Here is a 20,624-nt window from a genome sequence, read left to right as displayed (position 1 = left end):
TATTGTTTACTATCAGTCGACGATAGTTTATAATGAAATCAACACCAAATACATTAAAGGTTGGTCGAGGAAAATGAATACTAGTAGAGATTGGTTGAGAGAAGCTAGACAGGAAAGAAAACTGTCACAACAAGAGTTAGCGATATTAACTGGTCTTCATAAAAGTTATATTTCTGCTCTTGAAAGAGGATTAAGAACTCCCAGCCTTAAGACTGTTCATAAATTAAGTAAGGTTTTAAAAGTTGATTTTGAAAAATTTTTAGATTAACGTCGACTAATAGTAAACTAAAAAGTTTTCTATGAGAGGACAAAGAAAAGGAGTAGCAAACATGAAATTAACACTCTGTATAAGGAGGTTGAACAAACAAACATTTGATTTTTACGTCAATGAGCATAACCAAATGTTCATGACACAACAGCAAATTGCAGATGTTTTAGGATACAGCAGTAAAAAGAGTGTTAGAACAATACTACATCGTCACAAGTTTTTAGATGATCTGTATTATGCGCACTACATAGACATTGAAGCTGGTAATGGACAAGTTTTTCCCACGAAGGCACTTAACAAATACGGACTATACGAATTATCACTTTTATCAACACGACCAGAAGCCGAGAGTTTTAGAAAATTTCTAAGAGATCAGGAGGAGTTTAAATGAAAAATTTAGTGTTTATCGAAAATGGAAAAGCGTTAACAGACAGTTTGACAGTTGCCGAGGTGTTTGAAAAGCAACACAAAAACGTACTTAGGGATATTAAGGAATTGGAATGCAGTGTTGAATTTAGACGGCTCAATTTTGAGCCTACCACATATAGGAATCACCAAAATAGAAAGCTGGATAAAGTGTTAATCACTCAAGATGGATTCACATTCTTGGCTATGGGTTACACAGGAAAAATAGCAGCGCAATTTAAAGAAGCCTACATAAGAGAGTTTCGCAGAATGGAAGAAACACTAAAACAACCTCGCGTCCTTAGTGATAAGGAACAATTAATGGCATCCATGAAACTAACAATAGAATCAGTCGAGAACATCAAGAAATTAGACACTCGAATGGATCAACTAGAAACAAAGGTTGATAGCCAAATCACCTTAGACTATGGCGAACAACGAAGAGTACAGAAAAGCGTTGCTAAAAAGGTTTACAGCTTAACAAGTGATCCGATTGAAAGAAAATCCTTATTCGCAGAATGCTACAGGGATTTAAAAGATCGCTTTGGAGTAGGGAGCTACAAGGACATAAGACGCAACGACAAGGATAAAGCACTCAAGTATATCAACGCATGGATACCACGAGTTGACGCGTCTTGAGGCTAGGGACAAATAAAAAAATTAGGAGGAATCAAAATGGAAATTAAATTAATGCCTTTTTGGGAAGGTGAAACCATCAACGGAGAAATACCAAAAAACATCCTAGAGTATGTTCAAAGCACTTTTACAAGATTTCACTACGAGTTTGCAGATGATAACAAGGTAGTCGTTAAAGTTCCAGAAACAGAAATGGTTTTAATTGCAAATGTTGTTTCAGAAATCAGAGCAATTGTTGATGATCTATCCCAAGAAAACAGCGCACTAGCCAAAAAGCTAGCACGCAAGTTCAAAATTTAGCACTCTTCAACTGATTTTACAGCAGAAGTCATATAGAACTTAGGATTTTCAGTATTTATGCCTACAGAGAAACAGTCAGATGTTAACAAGAATCCTGCAATGCCAATAGGTGGAACAGAAGTTGCTAATAACGGAGGGTTATCTCCAATAGCGCCAGAGTATACGTTTTCCAAATAAAACTCTCCATCTTTCGCATTACCAGGAACACCTTTATAACCATTCAAAACCGTGTCTTCATTGACATCTATGTGTGTTCCATCAATGAAAGTTATTTTAATCATCTTTTCACCTCCCTCAACTTTACAAAATTCGACAACGAGGGAGGAAAATCCTACAAACTGAAAGGGGAAATCAAAATGATCAAAAATGCTACTGATCTATTGGAGTTGGCGAAAGAAGCAGGATGGAGTTACGACGAATTAATAGATGCGGTTGAGTTAATTTCTAAGTTGGAAAAGTTCAAAAGGGATTCTGTTCAATATCGAGTGGAGGTGAGTGGATGAGTTATCTATTATCAGCATGCAAAATGATGACAGCTAGAGAAGTATTAGAGATTTCTAGACAAATGAAAGAAGACCCAAGCGTGTTGAGACGTTTGGATCTTCAACTTAAGGAAAATTTCAAGAACGTTAAGCGTGCTAGTTAGCACATTCAGGTAAATACAGTATAAGACTTTTTGAACTAAATTACCATGTTTTTTTGAAAGATACTAAGCCGACGGGGTTACTCTTGTCCCTGGCGGAACGGTTGGAAAGGGTTCCCCCATCTTCCTTACCTTTCTGGCCGTTCCGATGCGGATAACCGTATCAAATAACAAACCATCTATACAGTAATACATCAATTGTTGTGTTAGGAGTAGGAGGCGTGGAAAACCTCCCTCCAATCTTTTTTCGAAAGGTGGAATTAAAGTGGCAGAAGTAACTTGGATCAGATTAAACATATCAATGTTTGATGATGAAAAAATAAAGCTAATAGAAAGCATGCCTGAATCAGACACTATTTTAATCATCTGGATCAAGCTTTTGTCTTTAGCAGGTAAAACTAATTCACAAGGATACATACTTCTTTCAGAAAGTTTACCTTATACAGATGAAATGCTTTCAACGCTTTTTAATAGACCTTTATCAACTGTTCGCCTAGCTTTAGAAACATTTAAACGCTTTGGGATGATTCATTACGAAGACGAAGTTATATGTATTACTAATTGGGAAAAACACCAGAATGCCGATGGTTTAATACGGATTCGTGAACAAAATAGACTGAGAAAACAGAGAGAAAGAGAAAGAAAAAAACTGTCACGTGACGTCACAGAGAAAGTCACACCAAGTCACGCAACAGATAAAGATATAGATATAGATAAAGAATATATATATACAATCTTTAAACACTGGTCAGAAAAAGACATTATTAACCATCGCTCGATAACAAAACAGATGGAATCCCATATAAGAGCACGTTTGAAAGAATACTCTTTGGATGAATTAAAGAAAGCTATAAATAATTTCGCTGAGATCCTTCATAGCGATAACTATTACTGGACACACAAATGGACTTTAGCAGACTTTATGAAACCTAATAATCTCGTGAAATTTATAGACGAATCAACACCACATGATACTTACAAGACAAACAAAGTAAAAAGAATGAACAAAAAACAAAATGATATTGATTGGGAGGGATTTGACGTTGACGAAAAAACAAGTTCTGGAGCTTTTTAAATTTTTAAAGTCGGTCTATCCATCAATTGAAGTCGATCAATACAAAATAGATAAGTGGGCATTGCTTTTAAAAGATCAAGACCCTGCAAGAGTTATGAGAATGGCAGAAGATCACGCTATGCATAAGCCTTTTCCTCCTAGTGTCGCTGACCTTAGAGAGCGAAAATCTGAAGCTTACAACAAAAACTACACAGATGTGATCAGGGAGTGGGAGAAAAAGCTAGCCGAACAAAACCAAGCTGAACGCGCAATCTTAGCAGCCATTATAAAAGATGGGGAGATCATCAAAGATATTAATTTAGAATCACAACATTTTAGTACAGCTCCAGATCAAGTGATCTTTCAAGCTATGAAGTCCCTTGAAGAGAAGGAAGAAATCATTGATGTTGTAGCGTTGAAAATGGAATTAGGGCATGCGTATCACCAAATTGGTGGGAGTACCTATATTTCAACTATTTGTGAAGAACCTTTTGATCCTCAAAGAATAAAAGCTTATGAAAAAATGATTCTTCGAATTTTTAAGATGCGAAAAGCAAGTGAAATTGGTGATCAATTAACCAAACTAGAAGGATTGAGGGACTTATCAAAGGCAAAAGACTTAATCAATAAAATGAATGACATTGTTGATCTTTCAGAAGATGATCAGGAGTTTGATTTGTCAGAATCCCTTATGGAGATTCAAAACGATGTAGAGACAGTAAGAGAAGGTGTGAATGGCATTGAAACCGGCTATACGGACCTTGACATTTTATTAGATGGATTAAGCGAGGAAGAATTAATAATTTTAGGTGCAAGACCATCAGTTGGGAAAACTGCCTTTGCTTTAGGCATTACAACGAATGCTTGTGAAAAAAATGATTTTGTAGACTTTTTTAGCCTCGAAATGTCCGATAAGTCCTTACTAACAAGAATGATGTGTAGTGTTGGTAACATCAATAGCATGAAAATTAAAAATGCGACTGCCAGATTTAATGATGATGATTGGAAAAGGTATACTCACGCACAAGCGATTGTATCTAACTATAAAAATAATCTAGCGATCTATGACAATTCAAAAGTGACTGTACAAGAAATAAGAAGCAAGGTAAAGGCAAGTATTAGAAAACACCCTGATAAACGACATCTTGTTGTTATTGACTATTTAACCTTAATTACTGGATCAGGGAGGAAAGAAAGACACCTTGAAATAGGTGAGATCACAAGAAGTTTAAAACGAATGGCAAGAGATTTAAAAGTTCCCATCTTGTTATTAGCTCAACTGTCAAGAGCAGTTGAACAACGAAGAGATAAACGTCCGATGCTATCAGACCTAAGAGACAGTGGAGAAATTGAACAGGATGCTGACAAGATTATGTTTTTACATCGAGATGATTATTATGATCATGAATCAGAAAATGCCAACGTGCTTGAAGTAATCGTCGCTAAAAACCGTAATGGAGCTGTCGGAACTGCATGTCTAGCATTTGTAAAAGAGTACAACAAATTCGTTAATTTGGAGAAACGATATGCAAGTTAGAGAGTATTATGCTGGTGCAATTGAGGAAGGTTACTATGGATTGGAACTTGTCATAGAATACCTGGTATTTGAACAAAAGGTTCTAAGTTTAGAAGACGATGGAGAAAAACTTGACTATTACCTTCAAGAGAAATTTCACAAAGCAATGAACAAGAGATTAATTGAATACGAAAGAAAGCGAGGGAAGAAAATCTCATGAGTTTAACATTGTTAGAAAAGAAGCCTTTTCCATTAAAAAACCACGTGGAGTTAGGATTAAAGGCAAGAAGAAGCACCTACACAGCTTTAGAGTCAGTCAAAGGTATCAGTTTTCATTGGGACTTAGCGGAAATATTAGAGTTTGACAAGCTATGGAAAGAAGGCATGAAGCAACAGAGAACAACCTTAGAGATGATAGTTAAACTATCAGCTTATTTTGAAAGAAGCGCTACAGATGTTTTATTACTGGTCATAGATCGAGCTGAACAAGGGAAACTTGGAAGGATTAACGATCTTGATTTTTTGAAAGGAACCGACAATTGGCCTTATCAGAGATAAAAAAACAATTGAATTTCTCAAAAGCAAACTTAGGGCAATTGTTGGTGATCGCAAACAACGAAGATTGTCAAATTGAATATAAAAAAGCTGCACAAAATGAGTTGTTAAGAAGGAGTGATCAAGTTGATTGAGTATCATTGTCCAGATTGTGATGAATCGGAAATTCGTACAGAAATCATTATTAAGAAGAAATGTCCTCACTGTAACGAGATCATGGAAGTCTATGAAGAATGGGAGGCTTTTGTATGAATCCAGATCGCTACACAATGATTTGGCAGTTAACGTTAAATACAAAGTTTGACGAAAACTATTTGTTAAATGTATCCGACAAAGAGTTAACAAAACTATGGGAAGAACGGGTTGGTCAATATGAACGTGGTACAACCAATAAGAGATAAAGAACTTTTACAAGAGATTAAACACACTTTAAAGCAACGCAACGAACGAAATTACATGTTGTTTTTATTAGGCACCAATACAGCCCTACGAATATCAGACATACTCAAACTAAAAGTAAAGGACGTTGAAGGCTGGTACATTACAATTCGAGAACAAAAGACGAATAAACACAAGAAAGTCAAAATGACAATGGAGTTAAAAAGAGAGATCCAGAAGTACATCCAAAACAAAGATAAGCATGAGTACTTGTTTAAATCACGACAAGGGAAAAACAAGCCTATTACTAGATCAGCAGCTTATAAGGTTCTTAGACAAATTGGAGAAGAATTTGACCTAGAAGAGTTCTCATGTCATTCGCTTCGAAAAACATTTGGCTATCACTTTTATAAACAACATCAAGACATCGTATCTATTCAAAAGTTGTTAAATCACACGGACCCCAAAGTCACGTTACGATATATCGGCATTGAACAAGAAGAACTGGATGACATGATGACAAAAACGAAGATTTAATATGAGTTCACCTCAAATGAATGACGTGTAACTCATTTTATGAGATTAGGCTCAAGTATTGATTTTACTAGGGTTTGGGCACATAGCCGAGTTACACACAATCCTGTCAGAAGGGAAGTCATAACACGTGAACGATTCGGGGATTGAACCGCCATATCTGAAAATATTACCAATTATACGTGGTGACAGGGTAGTTGCTCTAGTCCGCAGGATTATTTACAAAAATTGAAAGGAGCGAGGGAGATGGACTTTAATCAGTGGTTTCAGAAAAGCATTGAGCAAATATTAGAAGATGACGAACGATCTAGGAAATTTAGCGAAGAGATAGACGAAGAAATCAAGCAACACAAGAAAGACATGGAGGAAAGACGGAAGAATTTTAGGTTTATCAAGAGCTGAAATTTTATTTATATCAAAAAAACTCCCAAAAGGGAGCAATGAATGATCTAAAAGGGAGGAATGAATTATCTAAAACCTACTGTCAAATATTTAAGGAGGAAGACTTAACTATATTTTAATACATTGAAACTTAGTAAACAATTTGTAAAAATTTCAATAAAATTTACAATTAAAAGCTAAAATTTTATCAATAAAACAAAAACCTCCCAAAAAGGGAGGCAGGGAATGCATTAAACCCGTCGTCAAACACATTAAAAAGAGCTCTCAAACTCTTAACCTTATTTTACTATATTTATCACAAGTAAACTATTTGTAAATGTGACAATATATTGACTAAATGGAAGGGTTGATTATGTTGAAATCTGAATACGACAGGAAGAGAGATTGCCAGATAGGATTATTACTAAGCTACGACTATAAGAAATGCGAGGACGGCAGGCAGTTGTACGAGCTGACGTTGAGCGAGTTGAAAGCGAAAGTTAAGGAGATTGAGGGGGCGGGGAAATGAACGTTAAAGAATTGTTTGAGATGCAAAGGGAATTGGATCAACACATCATGGATAAGCATCCGGAGCTAAAAGAGGCAGATAATTTGTATTGGAAAGTGCTAGCTCTACAAGTTGAGTTAGGCGAGTTAGCACAAGAGTTTCGTGGATTTAAGATGTGGTCGAATAACAGAGAAATGAACAGAGAAAAAGCACTTGAGGAATATGTAGATTGTTTACACTTTGTTATTTCGATTGGACTTGATCTAGGGCATAGCAATTTTCATAAACATTTGAGTTACGCAGTTGTCGGAGGAAAAAGGGTTAACGAATTGATCATTAGGGAGTTTAACGAGGTGTTTTCTGCATCGGCTAGAGTCCAATACACAGGTGATTATGAATATTTAACAAGATCGTTTGCTAATCTTGGCGCGCTACTTGGGTTTCAGTGGTCGGAAATCGAGCAAGCATACAAATCTAAAAATCAAGTCAACCATGCTAGGCAGGAGGCGAATTATTGATGAAATGCGTCGAGTGCCAGTCAACCATTGAGTCGGGGTGTTTGTGTCAGAAGTGCTATAAGAAAGCGTTGAAGGCGAAGCTACAAGAAAATTAGACGCACTACTACACGCTTTTGAAAAGATAATTGCGTCAGAATCGCTATGAGAAACACAAAAATTTTACGAGGTGATACGTTTGGGTACATTAAACTTAGATCAAGAATTAATTAATCGTGTTGCCGAGATATCAGCACAGCAAGCAATTAAACATCTGGAGAATGAAAGAATTAAAGAACAGAAGAGAAGAAGAGATAAACGGATACGAAATACCAGGATGCTACTTAGAAATTATCATCAATTCGTCTTGCATAGTATGAGCGTTAGAGATCAGCTTGAGAATATCGCAGATCCTGCATTTTTGGAAGAACTAGATGAACGTGAAGAAATGGCGGTTGACTCAATCAAACGGAGCAAGGAACGAACGCTAGGAATGGTGAGATTTATAGATCAGATGATGACTGTTTTTAAATTGCTATCGGAAAGCTCACCTAAACCAGAAGATAAACGAAAGTATGAAGTGATCTATCTGCATTATATCGCAGAAGAAAAGAAATCGGTCGAAGAGATCGCAGACATCATGAACATGTCAACTAGACAAGTGCAGCGAGATATTAAGCATGGAGTTTATACGCTATCTTCACTGATATTCGGAGTCGATGGAATCAGATTTGTAAGATGAAATTGTAGAAGTTTCGCACTGTTCACCTACTAAATAAAGATAGTGTTTTGAATGCTTATTAATATTATTGGGCATATTTATTAATAACACAAAATATTATTTGTATATATTCGGATTAAGTAGGTGGTAAAGTGACTAGAAGCTCCAGTTATAATTGGATAATGTTCACCAACTTAAAGTGCGATAACTGCGGTAGAAGTGTGAGGGAATCAAAGATAATAAACGGTAGTAATACTTATCGATCTTGTGATTGTGGTTGGATAATTAGAATTTCAAAATAGAAAATTTATCTTATCAGCTATATAGGAACCGATAAAACAGATCAATGTTATAAAATCAGCTTTTTTTATAACATAATTCTGTTTTTTTTATTTCTTATGTTGTATTATAATGTTAAAAGTAATATTGGGGTGATTTTCATGAGATACATATATAAGATATTTAGAGAATTAGATTCAAATGAATTTAAATTACATTATGAAAGAAGGCTGAATTCTGATACTACATGTAAATTACCTTTCTCGATTAAACCTATTAAGCAATCTAAAACCTTTCCTCTTTATTATATTCCAACCAATAAAATAATCGACAAACTCAATGAAATATATAAACAAGACTTTTTACTTAACAGTTTAAATGAAAGTTTACCAATATTTGCACAAAAGGATTTCATTTTTGATTGCCTAATGGAAGAGTTATACCATACTAATGATCTTGAGGGTGTTAGAAGTTCTAAAGAGGAAATCGTTAGAAGTGCAAGATTACTTAAATCCACAAGAGAGAAGAAAAGGTTTAGTAGTATGATTTCTTCTTACAATAAGTTGCTATCAGGAGAGCTGACAAGACTAGACAAACCAGAAGATATAAGAACGATATACGATCACATAGTTGAAGAAGAGATCGAAAAGGAAGAAAAACCAGATGGAATTTTATTTAGAACAGACACTACCTATGTTTATAAAAAAAGTGGATCTGGTCAAGAAATACATAGAGGAATAACACCTGAAGAAAAGATTATTGAGAGCATAAATAACCTTATTGATTTTATGAACAAATTTGATGCGCCTCCATTAGTGAAAATAGCTATAGGACATTATTATTTTGGTTATATACATCCTTTTTACGATGGAAACGGAAGAACGTCAAGATTCATCAGTAGTATGTATTTAAGCTTTGAGTTAAGTCCTTTAACTGCCATATCGTTATCTAGAGGATGTAATGATTACAGAAACATATATTTAACCGCTTTTGAACATAGCAATAGTATCGCTAATCGTGGCGAATTAAACTGTTTTATAGACAGCTTTTTTGAAGTCATTTCAAACGAACAAAAGAAGATGATTCAAGAAATCAAAATTAAGAAGGAACATTTAAAGGATTTTGAAGAAAAACTAGAAACAGATGATAGACTTAAAGACAATGACTTATATTATGCTCTTATGTATGTGTTAGGGCAAAATTATTTTTTCTCAATCACAAAAGATTTAACTGTCAAAAAATTATCTGTAATAGTACAAAAATCTGAACAGAGTGTTAGAAAAGCACTAGATGTTTTAGATGGATTTGGACTGTTAACCATTAAGGGAGTACGACCAGCTTATTATTCAATTAATAAAAGATATATTGAAGGAGAATGATATAATCGAAAACGATGTCGCGAACGTGTCGTTTTTTTGTCAAAAGAACCATGATAATATGGTAGTGTGCAATAAATAGGGATCGGGGTTAGCCTGATCGGGCATCCAGCAGGGTGCTTTTTTTGTGCGAGCCACCATGAAGGTTTAGTTGTACAAAACAATGTTGATTGTGGTGGCTCTGTTAGTAGTGTGTGATGATGTGGGGATATTATGCAAACTAAATCTAACTAACGTTTTATTCGTAGGTGTGAAACTCTTTCTCTCTTCTGTCGTATAATGGATGAGGAAGGAGTTTTTTAAATGGATAATGAAAAAAAGAAAAAATACACAGATCGTAGTTTTAAAATAGTACTTATTATACTTGGGCTCATATCATTCTTTTGGATTTCTGAAGAAAATCAAAACCTAGTTCTAATTTCTAAATATACTTTTATTCTTTTTTGTGCTATCTATAGTTTGCGTCTATTTGTCCTCGATATGTTAAATGAAGAACGAAACAAAGGATCGTTAATTTTCAATGGATTACTATTTTTAGTTTGTTTGTCTTACTTTATATTTTCACTCTTTGTTCTGGCGATAGGTTAAGGGAATGAAATGTTGGAATTAATTTAATAAATCATACTAAGCGTTACTCGTAGGAATGAAACCTTTTTTCTTTTCTGTCGTATAATGGATAAGAAAGGGGTTTTTGTTATGGATATTGAAAAAAAGAAAAAGTACACAGATCGTTCTTTTCAAATAGTACTTGTTATACTTTTTTTTACGGCGTTGTTCTTGCATTATGAAGAAAATCAATTCTTAGTTGATCTTTCTGGCCATGCGCTTTTCCTGTTTTGGATCGTTTTTAGTTTACGTGGATTTGTTCTTGAAATGTTTAATGAAGTACGAAAAAAGGGTGCATTGATTAGTTATGGGTTTATATTTATAGCTGGCCTTGCTTTATTTATTCACACGTTGTTCTTTCAATAGGGTGCACTGCATTGATTTAAATGATAGTCCTTGATGCTATTAATTTGATATACTATCAATAACACTTATCAAAATTACATAGCTAAAAGGACGAAAATTGTATGATATATGGATATGCAAGGGTATCAGCTAAAGATCAAAATTTAGACAGCCAGATTGAGAAGTTAAAAGAATATGGCGTCGATGAAATTGTAAGTGAAAAGGTTAGTGGAGTATCCAAGAAGAAACAACAGCTTGATGATCTGATCGAAAATCTTACTAATGGTGATACATTAGTGATTACTCGAATGGATCGGTTGGGCAGAAGCACAGTGCAATTGCTTCAACTTGTCGAAAGTCTACAAGAACAAGATATTCATTTTGTCATTTTGAATCTTGGCATTGATACCAGGACGCCAACGGGTAAATTCTTTTTAACTGTTATGGCTGCCTTTTCCGAATTAGATCGAGAAATGATCAAAGAGAAACAACGTGCAGGCATCGAGCTTGCTAAACAAAAGGGTAAGTATCGTGGGAGATTAAAGAAGTATCACAAGAACCACGCTGGTATGAATCATGCGATTGAACTTAGGAAAACGACTGATAAAACAGTAAAAGAGATATGCTCAATCACTGGAGTTAGTCAGGCTGCTTTTTATCGCAAGTGGAGGGAATTAGATTGATGAATTTTATCTAATCTTGGAAGGAAAAACAATTATCTTACAGAAGAATAGATTATGTAAGATAAAACCAAGATTAGGAGAGTGGTTGATTTTGAAATTTGATTATAAACATAAGGGCGATATTTTGTGTAAAAGAGAAGAGTACACTTTTAGATATTTAGGGAATCACTCAGCAACTATATATTTATCTCATCTGTTAGAAGGTAACGGTGTTTATGCATTTGATTTCAAATTAGAAGATACACGATTAAAAAAACATATTCCTCAAGATTTTAAACACGGAAGTTCGGTATGCATGGAGATATACGAAAAGTATGGTTATCAACCAAATATGAACTTTGAAACAAAAGAGGAAGCTCTACAAAGAGCAATTGATGTTGTCACTGATATTTTAACGGACTACACTGATATTCCTGAATACGTTAAGAATATGGGAACTAAATAGAAAGCGGATGTGATTTCGTGCAAATTGAAAAAGCGATTGAGGAAGTCAAAGAGTTGGAAAAGACACTCGATGCACTGAACACATCACAGAACTTTGCGTCAAGGAAGCCCATTCCTTTAGGGATGGGAGGAAATGACGCTAGGAACAGGCGTACCTTTAGGTACGTTAATGTTCCTACAGTTCCGCTTCCTCCTTTCTAATTGTTTATTTTTGATTTACCCCTTAAAATGGTTCATAAGGGAGGTGTTTCTAATGTTACTTACAGCCAAAATTAAAATCGTACCTGATGCAGAACAACATCAATATTTGGTAGAGACTATGCACTGTTTTAATAAGGCATGTAATCGCATTAGTGAAATCGCCTTTCAAAATAAAACATTCTCTAAAGTTAAAATTCAAAAGCTTTGTTATTATGAAATTCGGAATGAATTTAAGCTATCAGCACAGCTAGTTATTCGTGCGATTGCTAAAGTAGCTGAAGCTTATAAAGTTAGTAAAAAGACTAAATGTACTTTTCGTTCGACTGGAGCTGTTGTTTATGACCAACGTGTCCTTTCTTTTAAAGGGTTAGAATCAGCCTCCATATCTACTTTGTATGGTCGTATTAATGTCCCTATGGTGGTTAGTCCGTACCATCAAAAAGTAATGAAAGGTCAAAAAATTCGAGGTCAAGCTGACCTTATCTTTGTCGACTCCAAATTTTATTTAATGCTTGTGTTCGAGACTCCTGACACCCTTTTAAAAGAAACTGAAAAGGTGTTAGGGATTGATTTAGGTATTGCCAATATTGCAGTCGATAGCGACCAACAAATATTTAGTGGTAAAAAGATTAATAGACTTCGAAAACGTTACGCACGTATTCGTAAAAAACTACAAGCAAAAGGAACTAAATCAGCAAAGCGAAAACTAAAACAACGCTCTAAGAAAGAAAAACGAATGGTTAAAGACATGAACCATCAAATGTCCAAAAAGATAGTAGAAAAGGCTTCAAGGCACTGTTCCGCCATTGCTTTAGAAGATTTAAAAAATATTTCTAAGCTAAAGGAAAAAAAGAACAGAAAGACGGTTAGCAAGTCGCAACGTACACTACTATCCAATTGGTCGTTTTATCAATTGCGTCAGTTTATTGAATACAAATCCCAAAAAGCAGGCGTTCCTGTTTTATTTGTTGACCCTTCATACACAAGCCAAACTTGTTCTGAATGTGGTCATACAGATAAGGAAAACAGAAAGTCTCAATCTGAATTTATTTGTACGTCGTGTGGATACGTTGCCCATGCAGACTACAATGCTTCTCTTAATATTCGAGAGAAGGGCTATCGTCAATTAGCCGAACGTAGGAGCGCGTAAGCGCTACTTACAAGCCCACTGCTTTAGCTGTGGGTCATTGACGAGAGTTGCAGATGATCAAAGATTCAATAGATGAGAGCTTGGACGAGTTAGTCAAACAAATGTCATTGCAGGAATATCATTCAACCACCTAGAATAGACTGTACAAACACGATGAAAGGATTGATTCCTGTGGTGCAAGCGAAAGAGTATTTTGTGCTTGGAGATCAAACGGTAGCTAAGTTTAAGGTTGTAGTCGGTGATGGATCTGGAACAGTCGAAGCAGTCATACAAAAAGGTGAGGTCGTGGATCATACGATTATGTTTGATGGTCCGATAGAATTGAGAGAACAAATAACAAAGGAAGCTCAACAAGAGATGGAACAATTGGCAAACAGAATATAAATGATTGAAGCATCCTAACGGGTGCTTTTTATTATGGAAAGGGATGATACTGATGAGTTATTTGCTATACCATTGTTTAAATAATCATAAGTTTCTAGTGAAAGATACAGATCAAAAAGATGGCATGAGTTGTATAGAATGTTCTTCATATTCTTGTCCAACTGGTTATTTGTTTCGAGAAGGAAATACGTGGGTTGACAAATATCCAATATATAAACCTAATAAAAAACCTTTGTTCACTATTACTTTAGATGATTGGGACAGTGTCCCGATTGTCCGCTTTGAAGGAGAAGAGATTGAAAATAAATCGAGAGTTACTTTCGATTGGGAAACAGATACCTTGGATAAAAAGTCTAAACCGTTTATCCGTCTTGAACATAGTAGTGCAAGTGATGGCAAGTCTATTAAAAAAGTCGAGTACAATCAACAGTTATAATCATGCCTAACCAATCTTACTATGATAAACACCATCGAGATCAAGACGCTAAACGGTTTTATAACAGTAAAGCTTGGGAGATATGTAGAGAGAATGTTTTAAAGAGAGATCATTACCTATGTCAGCATTGCCTACAAGATAAGATAATCACACCAGCTGACATGGTGCATCACATCGTACATTATCGCGACGACCCAAGCAAAGGACTCGATGAATCAAACTTAATTAGTCTTTGTAATACATGTCATGGCAAAGAACATCCAGAAAAAGGTAATAAAAACACTCAAAAACGGAGTAAAACGAGGGTCAAAATGGTGAAGGCAAAATCTAACAGAGAATGGACATAGCCCCCTCACCTCAATTGTATCAAGGGATTCAGCGAAAGACCGATGCCCTCCTTCGTTTTGCGCTCAAGTAATTTTTTATGAAGGGGGGTAACACCATAAAATGGCAGTTCCTAGTTTTGAAAAGGTAAAAGAATATCTTGGAGAATCCTACAAAGAATCTGACGATGAAATCATAAAACTATATGTTGAAACGCACAAATTTTATAGGCGATTAAAAAAAGCAATAGACAAAAGTGATCTCATGTACGAATATACGAACAAGGCGGGTGCTACGAATTTAGTTAAAAATCCACTTTCTATCGAACTGCAAAAGACCGTTCAGACTTTGAATAACCTACTAAAATCGCTAGGCCTTACACCTGCTCAACGGAAGAAAGTAGTGGAGAACGATGACGACGACTTTGATGACTTCTAATCCAGTTGAGCTGGAAAGGTGGTACAAAAAATGGAGAGCCGAGCAAGTTTCATTGAATCATATTTTAGACGACTCTTCAGGGACGATTTTAACAACTTGGTACGCTGAGCAAGTCGTAAATAGCAAAATAAAAGCCTGTAAAAAGGTTATTTTAGCTGCTAAAAGGCACTTAAACGACTTGAAAAGACAAGGAACAGACGAATTTCCGTATATTTTTGACGAATCGAAAGGTCATAGACCGATTCGATTTATGGAGAAGTATTGTAAACCAAGTAAGGGCGATTTTAAGAAGTTAGTGCTACAACCTTGGCAACATTTTATCATTGGTTCTTTGTATGGATGGGTTCATAAGGATACAGGGATAAGACGTTTTCGTGAAGGATTGGTATTTCTCGGAAGAAAAAATGGAAAAACGACTATGATTAGCGGACTCGCTAACTACGCTGTCAGTAAAGACAACGAACCAGGTAGTAGGGTTTATGTCTTGGCCAACTCTAAGCAACAAGCAGGAGAATTGTTTGACGAATCACGAGCGATGGTTAGATCGTCGCCGCAACTTCGCAAACATTTTAGAGAAAATCAAAAAGGAATATTTCATGATAAATCAAATTCGAAGATTGAGCCCAGAGCATCCGACAGTGATAAATTAGACGGATTAAATACTCACTTAGGTATTTTCGATGAAATACACGAGTTTAAAGACTATAAACTAATCAATGTTATCAAAAAGTCTCGTGGATCGAGAAAACAACCGTTAATTGTCTATATCACAACTGCCGGTTACCAATTAGATGGTCCATTGGTTAACTATTACGAACAATCTACAGATGTGCTTGAGGGTGTGATTGATGATGATCGAACTTTTTATTTTATGGCCGAACTAGACACCGAAGAAGAGTTTGACCAACCCGAAAATTGGATCAAAGCGAATCCGAATATGGGTGTATCGCTTGATCTATCCATACTTATTGAGGACTGGAAAAAAGATAGTCGTACACCAGCTGAACGAAATGACTTTATTACAAAGCAATTTAATTTCTTTGTAGATGCATCCGATCAATCCTTTTTGGATTATCAAATTATCAAAAAGAATAATAAAACAATTGATGTAAAAGAATTAGAAGGGCAATCGTGCGCTGGTGGTTTTGATTTATCTGAAACAGAAGACTTCACAAGTGCATGTTTAGAGTTTCCTCTCCAAGATACGGGGGAGGTTTTTATTTTGTCTCATTCATGGGTGCCATACAAAAAGGTACAACTAGATAATGAAAAAATCCCATACAGAGAGTACGAAAAACAAGGCTGGCTGACGATTGTCGAAGGCGAATACATCAAATATGAGTATGTGTTTGATTGGTTTGTGGAGCAATCAAAGCGATTTCAGATAAAAAAGATCACTTATGACCCTGCGAAAGCCTACAGATTGGTGAAAGACCTTGAGAACTATGGATTTGAAACGGAGGTTGTAAGGCAGGGACCATTAACATTGAGTCCAGCAGTTAACGATATAAAGGAATTATTTTTAGATGGCAAAGTGATCTTTAATCAAAACAAATTGTATCGCTGGTATATCAACAATGTGAAGATCGAAGAAGATCGCAACCGAAATCCGTTACCTAAAAAACAAAATCGCTACAGAAAAATAGATGGCTTTGCCGCATCGCTTAACTCGCATACAGAAGTGATGAAAATGTTTGTGGAACAGCAGGGTGAAGGAAATATTGAAGTCTTATCAATGAAAGACTTACTTGGATAACTTGAAAGGTGGTGAGAGTTTGAAATGGTGGAATCGACTACTACAGAGAAATAAAACAGATCCACAGCAATCATGGTCAGGACAAGGATATGATTTTTCAACGTGGAATGGTCGCACATTTTGGGGTATAGATTACTCTAAATTAGCGACAAATGAAACGATTTTCAGCGCGATATCTAAGCTAAGTAATAGCTTATCATCGTTGCCATTGAAGCTATATCAAGACTATAACGCTGTTACAAATCATCATGTAGCAGAATTACTAATCTATGAACCTAACAAAAATATGACGAGCTTTGAGTTTATTAATTACCTTGAAGTAGCCAGAAATGAAACGGGTAACGCTTATGCCTTGATTGAAAGAGATATGCGTGGTCAAGTGATGAACCTGTTACCTTTAGATTCAACATATGTCGAACCTGTAGGCCTAGTGACAGGGTAGCTGCTCTAGACCGCAAAGTATACTTTTCATCCTATTATTAATAGCTTACAATCAAAATAGTAGTTATTATATGAATAGGAGAAGTGAATTCATGAAACGAAATTGGAATGAAGATGAGTTATTAGAAAATTTCATAATATTGCCAGTTGAGCAGAAATTGATAGGTAATAAAACAGGTGCAAGCCGGTTAGGTTTTACAGCATTATTAAAGTATTTTCAACTTGAGGCCAAATTTCCAGACAAGAAGCAAGATATACCTAAAGCAGTAATTGAACATATAGCCAGTCAATTGGGATTATCAGCATCGCTTTTTGATGAATACCGTTGGGGAACAAACGAGAGAAATTTTACCTACCATCGAAAACAAATTAGAGAATTTTTCGGTTTTCGTGAATTATCTTCAAAAGATAAAGAACTTTTCACAGAGTGGTTAAATGAACACGTTCAGTACATACATGATACCGACTATTTAAAAAGCCAAGCGTACAATCTATTTCGCAAGTGGAAGGTCGAACCACCTTCGATTGGAAGTTTGAAACGAATGATTGATTCTACCATTGACTCGTTTGAAACAAATTTGTTTCAAACGACATATCAGAAGTTATCTACAAAAACTTGTTCACGATTAGATTCATTACTGGAAACGTATTCTGATGAAGATTGGGAAGATGGTTTTGAAGAAGAAATTCATAACGAAGTAGAATCTGATATTTTATCATTCCGTCAGCTTTTATCTTCTCCTCGTAAACCAAGTGTGAACGCTATGGAAATAGAAGTTAAAAAGCTGTTAGCAATCCGACATCTGCATATTCCTCCAAGACTATTTCATCATTTGCCTCCAAAATTAATAAAAAAAATATCAACTACGAGCAGCTACGGAGACCATAACGGAATTGCGTGCACACCCATCACCCATTCGCTACACTTTATTAGCCATCTTATTTTCATATCGTCATGAGGAAGTTATTGATTCTTTAGCTGACTTTATGGATGAAATTACTCTGAAATTTGGAAACAGAGCTAAAAATACAACCCGTAAAGAAGCTATAGAAGAATTAGAACGAGTTAAAGGCAAGAATAAGCACATTATTAACTTGTTAGAAGCAGCGGTTACTCATCCAGATGGAATTATTCAAGACACACTTTTTCCTATCGTCAGCTCAGATTTAATTCAAGATATTATTAAAGAAATGACCAGAAATAATCGAGAATATAAAGAAAGAATCTATACAAAAATGCACTCTTCTTATCAAGGTCATTATCGAAAAACGCTTTCTAAAATCTTAGAGAGTCTTACCTTTCGTTCAAATAATCAGTTCCATCAACCTGTTGTTGAAGCTATTAAACTTATTCGAGAATATGGCGAAAGTGGCCAGCGCTATTTTGCTATTGGTGACGAAGTTCCTATTGATGGAGTCATTCAATCAAAATGGAAGGATATAATTATTGAAACGGATAGTAAGGGAATTGAAAGAGTCAATCGTATCAATTATGAAATTGCTGTTCTACAATCCCTTCGAACTCGACTTCGATGTAAAGAAGTTTGGATTGAGGGAGCCAATCGATATCGAAATCCAGATGAAGACCTGCCTCAAGATTTTGAAGAACGTAAAGAAGAACATTTTCAGGCATTGAAAGTACCTCTAGAAGCTGACTTATTTATTTCAGACATCAAAAAATTAATGAAAGAACGGTTAAGCACTTTAAATAAAGGGTTTGAAGATAAAAGCAACCACAAAGTATCGATTGTTCTTAAAAACAATAAAGGATGGATTCGAGTTTCACCTCTAGAAAAACAGCCTGATCCTCCACATTTAAGTCAAATCAAACAAGGCATCAAGAATAAATGGACCGATATTAATTTATTGGACTTGTTGAAAGAAACAGACTTTCATACAGGATTCTCTAAGCACTTCAAGACAACAGCTGAGCGAGAAATATTAGACAGACAAACCATCCAACGTCGTCTTTTACTCAGTTTATTCGCACTAGGGACAAATACGGGTTTAAAAGCTGTATCAGCTGGCAGTAATTCAGATAGTTATAGAGAACTTAGATACATTAGAAATAAATTTATACATAAGGATCATTTACGGAAAGCCAATGCAGAAGTGACTAATCATATTATTTATCATCGTATGAAGGATATATGGGGCGAAGCCACTACTGCTTGCGCTTCCGACTCAAAGCATTTTGGTTCTTGGGATCAAAATCTTCTTACTGAATGGCATCCTCGTTATAAAAAGCATGGCGTCATGATTTATTGGCACACAGATCGAAAGTCAGCCTGCATTTATTCTCAATTGAAGTCATGCCTTTCTTCAGAGGTAGCATCCATGATAGAAGGAGTTCTTCATCACTGTACAGATATGGAAATTGATAGAAACTATGTTGATACACATGGGCAAAGTGTTGTTGCTTTTGCGTTCTGTCATATTCTTGGATTTAAATTGATGCCTCGATTTAAAAATATTGGTTCTCAAAAGTTATACAGGCCTGAATCAGGTATGAACGAAGAATATCCTCATTTACATGATGTATTGAGTAAGCCTATTAACTGGGAATTAATTCGCCAACAATATGACCAGATCATCAAGTATACAACAGCACTACGTTTAGGTACAGCTTCTGCAGAATCGATTCTAAAACGATTTACACGAGATACACAACACCCCACATATAGTGCTTTATGTGAGCTAGGTAAAGCTATAAAAACTATTTTCTTATGTGAGTATTTGCACTCTGAAGATGTACGTAGAGAGATACATGAAGGATTGAATACAGTTGAGCATTGGAATTCGGTGAACACTTATATATTTTATGGGAAGAATAGTGAACTCCGTTCCAATTCCACAGAAGATCAGGAGGTATCTGTACTCTCTTTGCAATTACTTCAGAATTGTCTTGTCTATATGAATACATTAATGGTTCAAGAGATTCTATATGATAACGACCAATATTGGTTGAAAAAGATGACTACTGAAGATTTCAGGGGATTAACTCCTTTGTTTTACAACCATGTTAATCCATATGGGACATTCAAACTAAATATGGAACAAAGGATACCAATTAAAATGAAAGTGTCTTAACTAATTTTCATTCATATATCAGCAAATATAATCCTCATTTTTGAAAATTTGGAATAAGAAAAGTGGCTTTGTTTTATAAAAAAGGCCGAATACAACAGAATGTTCATTTTGTATATTCGGCTTATTGGTTAAAGATCTATCTCCATCAATATTTAATGCATTTTATTTTTATGTTTAACAAGTACTTTTGCAGCTTTGCTTTTTTGACTTTTAGATGATTTGGGGTTAGATAACGTTTTTCCAGCTTTTCCAATCTTACCTCCAGAATGCTTAGCCAT

Annotated in this window: 31 protein-coding genes and 2 pseudogenes; 31 read left to right on the top strand and 2 right to left on the bottom strand. The window is 35.4% G+C overall.

The window, feature by feature from the left end; translation table 11 throughout:
* Positions 1-73: 73 nt before the first annotated feature.
* The 4 genes from LC087_RS19150 to LC087_RS19135 all read left to right on the top strand — a co-directional run bounded on the left by LC087_RS19150 (position 74) and on the right by LC087_RS19135 (position 1,609).
* Positions 74-268 carry a helix-turn-helix domain-containing protein gene (locus LC087_RS19150; RefSeq protein ID WP_226540709.1) on the top strand — a complete coding sequence of 65 codons (195 nt, stop codon included), beginning with the start codon at positions 74-76 and terminating at the stop codon, positions 266-268.
* Between the two features lie 61 nt (positions 269-329).
* Complete coding sequence (locus LC087_RS19145) at positions 330-659, top strand: BRO-N domain-containing protein (RefSeq protein WP_226540707.1); 330 nt, start codon at positions 330-332, stop codon at positions 657-659.
* Entirely contained in the window at positions 656-1,312 is a 657-nt protein-coding gene (locus tag LC087_RS19140; RefSeq protein WP_226540705.1) for a Rha family transcriptional regulator, read from the top strand. The genes LC087_RS19145 and LC087_RS19140 overlap by 4 nt, the downstream gene beginning before the upstream one ends.
* Positions 1,313-1,348: 36 nt before the next feature.
* A complete protein-coding gene (locus LC087_RS19135) occupies positions 1,349-1,609 on the top strand; it encodes a hypothetical protein (RefSeq protein WP_226540704.1) in 261 nt (86 codons plus the stop codon).
* Here the strand turns inward: LC087_RS19135 and LC087_RS19130 are convergent.
* On the bottom strand, positions 1,606-1,890 hold the full coding sequence (locus tag LC087_RS19130) for a hypothetical protein (protein WP_226540703.1): 285 nt from the start codon (positions 1,888-1,890) through the stop codon (positions 1,606-1,608). The two genes, LC087_RS19135 and LC087_RS19130, sit on opposite strands and share 4 nt — an antisense overlap.
* Positions 1,891-1,965: 75 nt before the next feature.
* Between LC087_RS19130 and LC087_RS19125 the strand changes: the two genes are divergently transcribed.
* The 27 genes and pseudogenes from LC087_RS19125 to LC087_RS18995 all read left to right on the top strand — a co-directional run bounded on the left by LC087_RS19125 (position 1,966) and on the right by LC087_RS18995 (position 20,346).
* Positions 1,966-2,112 carry a hypothetical protein gene (locus LC087_RS19125; protein ID WP_226540702.1) on the top strand — a complete coding sequence of 49 codons (147 nt, stop codon included), beginning with the start codon at positions 1,966-1,968 and terminating at the stop codon, positions 2,110-2,112.
* Positions 2,109-2,255, top strand: coding sequence for a hypothetical protein (locus tag LC087_RS19120; protein ID WP_226540701.1), 147 nt, complete (start codon positions 2,109-2,111; stop codon positions 2,253-2,255). The genes LC087_RS19125 and LC087_RS19120 overlap by 4 nt, the downstream gene beginning before the upstream one ends.
* 262 nt (positions 2,256-2,517) lie before the next feature.
* Positions 2,518-3,327 (top strand): phage replisome organizer N-terminal domain-containing protein, encoded by an 810-nt coding sequence (locus LC087_RS19115; protein WP_226540699.1) that lies wholly within the window; start codon positions 2,518-2,520, stop codon positions 3,325-3,327.
* Positions 3,296-4,843: a DnaB-like helicase C-terminal domain-containing protein gene (locus LC087_RS19110; RefSeq protein ID WP_226540697.1), complete on the top strand. Its 1,548-nt coding sequence runs from the start codon at positions 3,296-3,298 to the stop codon at positions 4,841-4,843. The genes LC087_RS19115 and LC087_RS19110 overlap by 32 nt, the downstream gene beginning before the upstream one ends.
* Positions 4,833-5,042, top strand: a complete 210-nt coding sequence (locus tag LC087_RS19105) for a hypothetical protein (protein WP_226540693.1) — start codon at positions 4,833-4,835, stop codon at positions 5,040-5,042. Before LC087_RS19110 ends, LC087_RS19105 begins: the two co-directional genes overlap by 11 nt.
* On the top strand, positions 5,039-5,380 hold the full coding sequence (locus tag LC087_RS19100; protein ID WP_226540692.1) for a hypothetical protein: 342 nt from the start codon (positions 5,039-5,041) through the stop codon (positions 5,378-5,380). Before LC087_RS19105 ends, LC087_RS19100 begins: the two co-directional genes overlap by 4 nt.
* A gap of 8 nt (positions 5,381-5,388) precedes the next feature.
* Entirely contained in the window at positions 5,389-5,511 is a 123-nt protein-coding gene (locus LC087_RS19095; protein ID WP_306020948.1) for a hypothetical protein, read from the top strand.
* On the top strand, positions 5,504-5,629 hold the full coding sequence (locus LC087_RS19090) for a hypothetical protein (protein ID WP_264189924.1): 126 nt from the start codon (positions 5,504-5,506) through the stop codon (positions 5,627-5,629). Before LC087_RS19095 ends, LC087_RS19090 begins: the two co-directional genes overlap by 8 nt.
* Entirely contained in the window at positions 5,626-5,778 is a 153-nt protein-coding gene (locus tag LC087_RS19085) for a hypothetical protein (RefSeq protein ID WP_226540691.1), read from the top strand. The genes LC087_RS19090 and LC087_RS19085 overlap by 4 nt, the downstream gene beginning before the upstream one ends.
* Positions 5,750-6,292 carry a site-specific integrase gene (locus tag LC087_RS19080; RefSeq protein WP_226540689.1) on the top strand — a complete coding sequence of 181 codons (543 nt, stop codon included), beginning with the start codon at positions 5,750-5,752 and terminating at the stop codon, positions 6,290-6,292. The genes LC087_RS19085 and LC087_RS19080 overlap by 29 nt, the downstream gene beginning before the upstream one ends.
* A gap of 243 nt (positions 6,293-6,535) precedes the next feature.
* Positions 6,536-6,691 carry a hypothetical protein gene (locus LC087_RS19075; protein ID WP_226540687.1) on the top strand — a complete coding sequence of 52 codons (156 nt, stop codon included), beginning with the start codon at positions 6,536-6,538 and terminating at the stop codon, positions 6,689-6,691.
* A gap of 352 nt (positions 6,692-7,043) precedes the next feature.
* A complete protein-coding gene (gene fbpA / locus LC087_RS19070) occupies positions 7,044-7,199 on the top strand; it encodes a Fur-regulated basic protein FbpA (RefSeq protein WP_226540685.1) in 156 nt (51 codons plus the stop codon).
* Positions 7,196-7,696: a dUTP diphosphatase gene (locus LC087_RS19065; protein ID WP_226540683.1), complete on the top strand. Its 501-nt coding sequence runs from the start codon at positions 7,196-7,198 to the stop codon at positions 7,694-7,696. The genes fbpA and LC087_RS19065 overlap by 4 nt, the downstream gene beginning before the upstream one ends.
* A gap of 175 nt (positions 7,697-7,871) precedes the next feature.
* Positions 7,872-8,414: a hypothetical protein gene (locus tag LC087_RS19060; protein ID WP_226540682.1), complete on the top strand. Its 543-nt coding sequence runs from the start codon at positions 7,872-7,874 to the stop codon at positions 8,412-8,414.
* 419 nt (positions 8,415-8,833) lie between these two features.
* Positions 8,834-10,051 carry a Fic family protein gene (locus LC087_RS19055; protein ID WP_226540680.1) on the top strand — a complete coding sequence of 406 codons (1,218 nt, stop codon included), beginning with the start codon at positions 8,834-8,836 and terminating at the stop codon, positions 10,049-10,051.
* 300 nt (positions 10,052-10,351) lie between these two features.
* Complete coding sequence (locus LC087_RS19050; RefSeq protein WP_226540676.1) at positions 10,352-10,636, top strand: hypothetical protein; 285 nt, start codon at positions 10,352-10,354, stop codon at positions 10,634-10,636.
* 108 nt (positions 10,637-10,744) lie between these two features.
* Positions 10,745-11,020, top strand: a complete 276-nt coding sequence (locus tag LC087_RS19045) for a hypothetical protein (protein WP_226540674.1) — start codon at positions 10,745-10,747, stop codon at positions 11,018-11,020.
* 101 nt (positions 11,021-11,121) lie between these two features.
* Positions 11,122-11,682: a recombinase family protein gene (locus tag LC087_RS19040; protein ID WP_226540673.1), complete on the top strand. Its 561-nt coding sequence runs from the start codon at positions 11,122-11,124 to the stop codon at positions 11,680-11,682.
* Between the two features lie 91 nt (positions 11,683-11,773).
* Positions 11,774-12,127: a hypothetical protein gene (locus tag LC087_RS19035; protein WP_226540672.1), complete on the top strand. Its 354-nt coding sequence runs from the start codon at positions 11,774-11,776 to the stop codon at positions 12,125-12,127.
* Positions 12,128-12,379: 252 nt separating this feature from the next.
* Positions 12,380-13,477 carry an RNA-guided endonuclease InsQ/TnpB family protein gene (locus tag LC087_RS19030; protein ID WP_226540671.1) on the top strand — a complete coding sequence of 366 codons (1,098 nt, stop codon included), beginning with the start codon at positions 12,380-12,382 and terminating at the stop codon, positions 13,475-13,477.
* Positions 13,478-13,648: 171 nt separating this feature from the next.
* Positions 13,649-13,861 (top strand): hypothetical protein, encoded by a 213-nt coding sequence (locus tag LC087_RS19025; protein WP_226540670.1) that lies wholly within the window; start codon positions 13,649-13,651, stop codon positions 13,859-13,861.
* Between the two features lie 52 nt (positions 13,862-13,913).
* Entirely contained in the window at positions 13,914-14,297 is a 384-nt protein-coding gene (locus LC087_RS19020; RefSeq protein WP_226540669.1) for a hypothetical protein, read from the top strand.
* Positions 14,298-14,299: 2 nt separating this feature from the next.
* Complete coding sequence (locus LC087_RS19015; protein WP_226540668.1) at positions 14,300-14,644, top strand: HNH endonuclease; 345 nt, start codon at positions 14,300-14,302, stop codon at positions 14,642-14,644.
* 100 nt (positions 14,645-14,744) lie between these two features.
* The gene (locus LC087_RS19010) at positions 14,745-15,059 is read left to right on the top strand and encodes a phage terminase small subunit P27 family (RefSeq protein WP_226540667.1); all 315 of its coding nucleotides are present in this window, start codon (positions 14,745-14,747) and stop codon (positions 15,057-15,059) included.
* Positions 15,034-16,815, top strand: a complete 1,782-nt coding sequence (locus tag LC087_RS19005; protein ID WP_226540664.1) for a terminase large subunit — start codon at positions 15,034-15,036, stop codon at positions 16,813-16,815. Before LC087_RS19010 ends, LC087_RS19005 begins: the two co-directional genes overlap by 26 nt.
* 19 nt (positions 16,816-16,834) lie before the next feature.
* Positions 16,835-17,236: pseudogene (locus tag LC087_RS19000) on the top strand (phage portal protein); the annotation flags it as partial.
* 112 nt (positions 17,237-17,348) lie between these two features.
* Positions 17,349-20,346: pseudogene (locus tag LC087_RS18995) on the top strand (Tn3 family transposase).
* Positions 20,347-20,498: 152 nt separating this feature from the next.
* Here the strand turns inward: LC087_RS18995 and LC087_RS18990 are convergent.
* A complete protein-coding gene (locus LC087_RS18990; protein WP_264189923.1) occupies positions 20,499-20,624 on the bottom strand; it encodes a hypothetical protein in 126 nt (41 codons plus the stop codon).

Origin of the sequence: Bacillus carboniphilus (genome assembly GCF_020524035.2) — a bacterium.
Classification (GTDB): Bacteria; Bacillota; Bacilli; order Bacillales; family JAIVKR01; genus Bacillus_CC.
The sequence above is the reverse complement of the archived record's forward strand: the minus strand, read 5'-3'. Positions and strand labels throughout refer to the sequence as shown.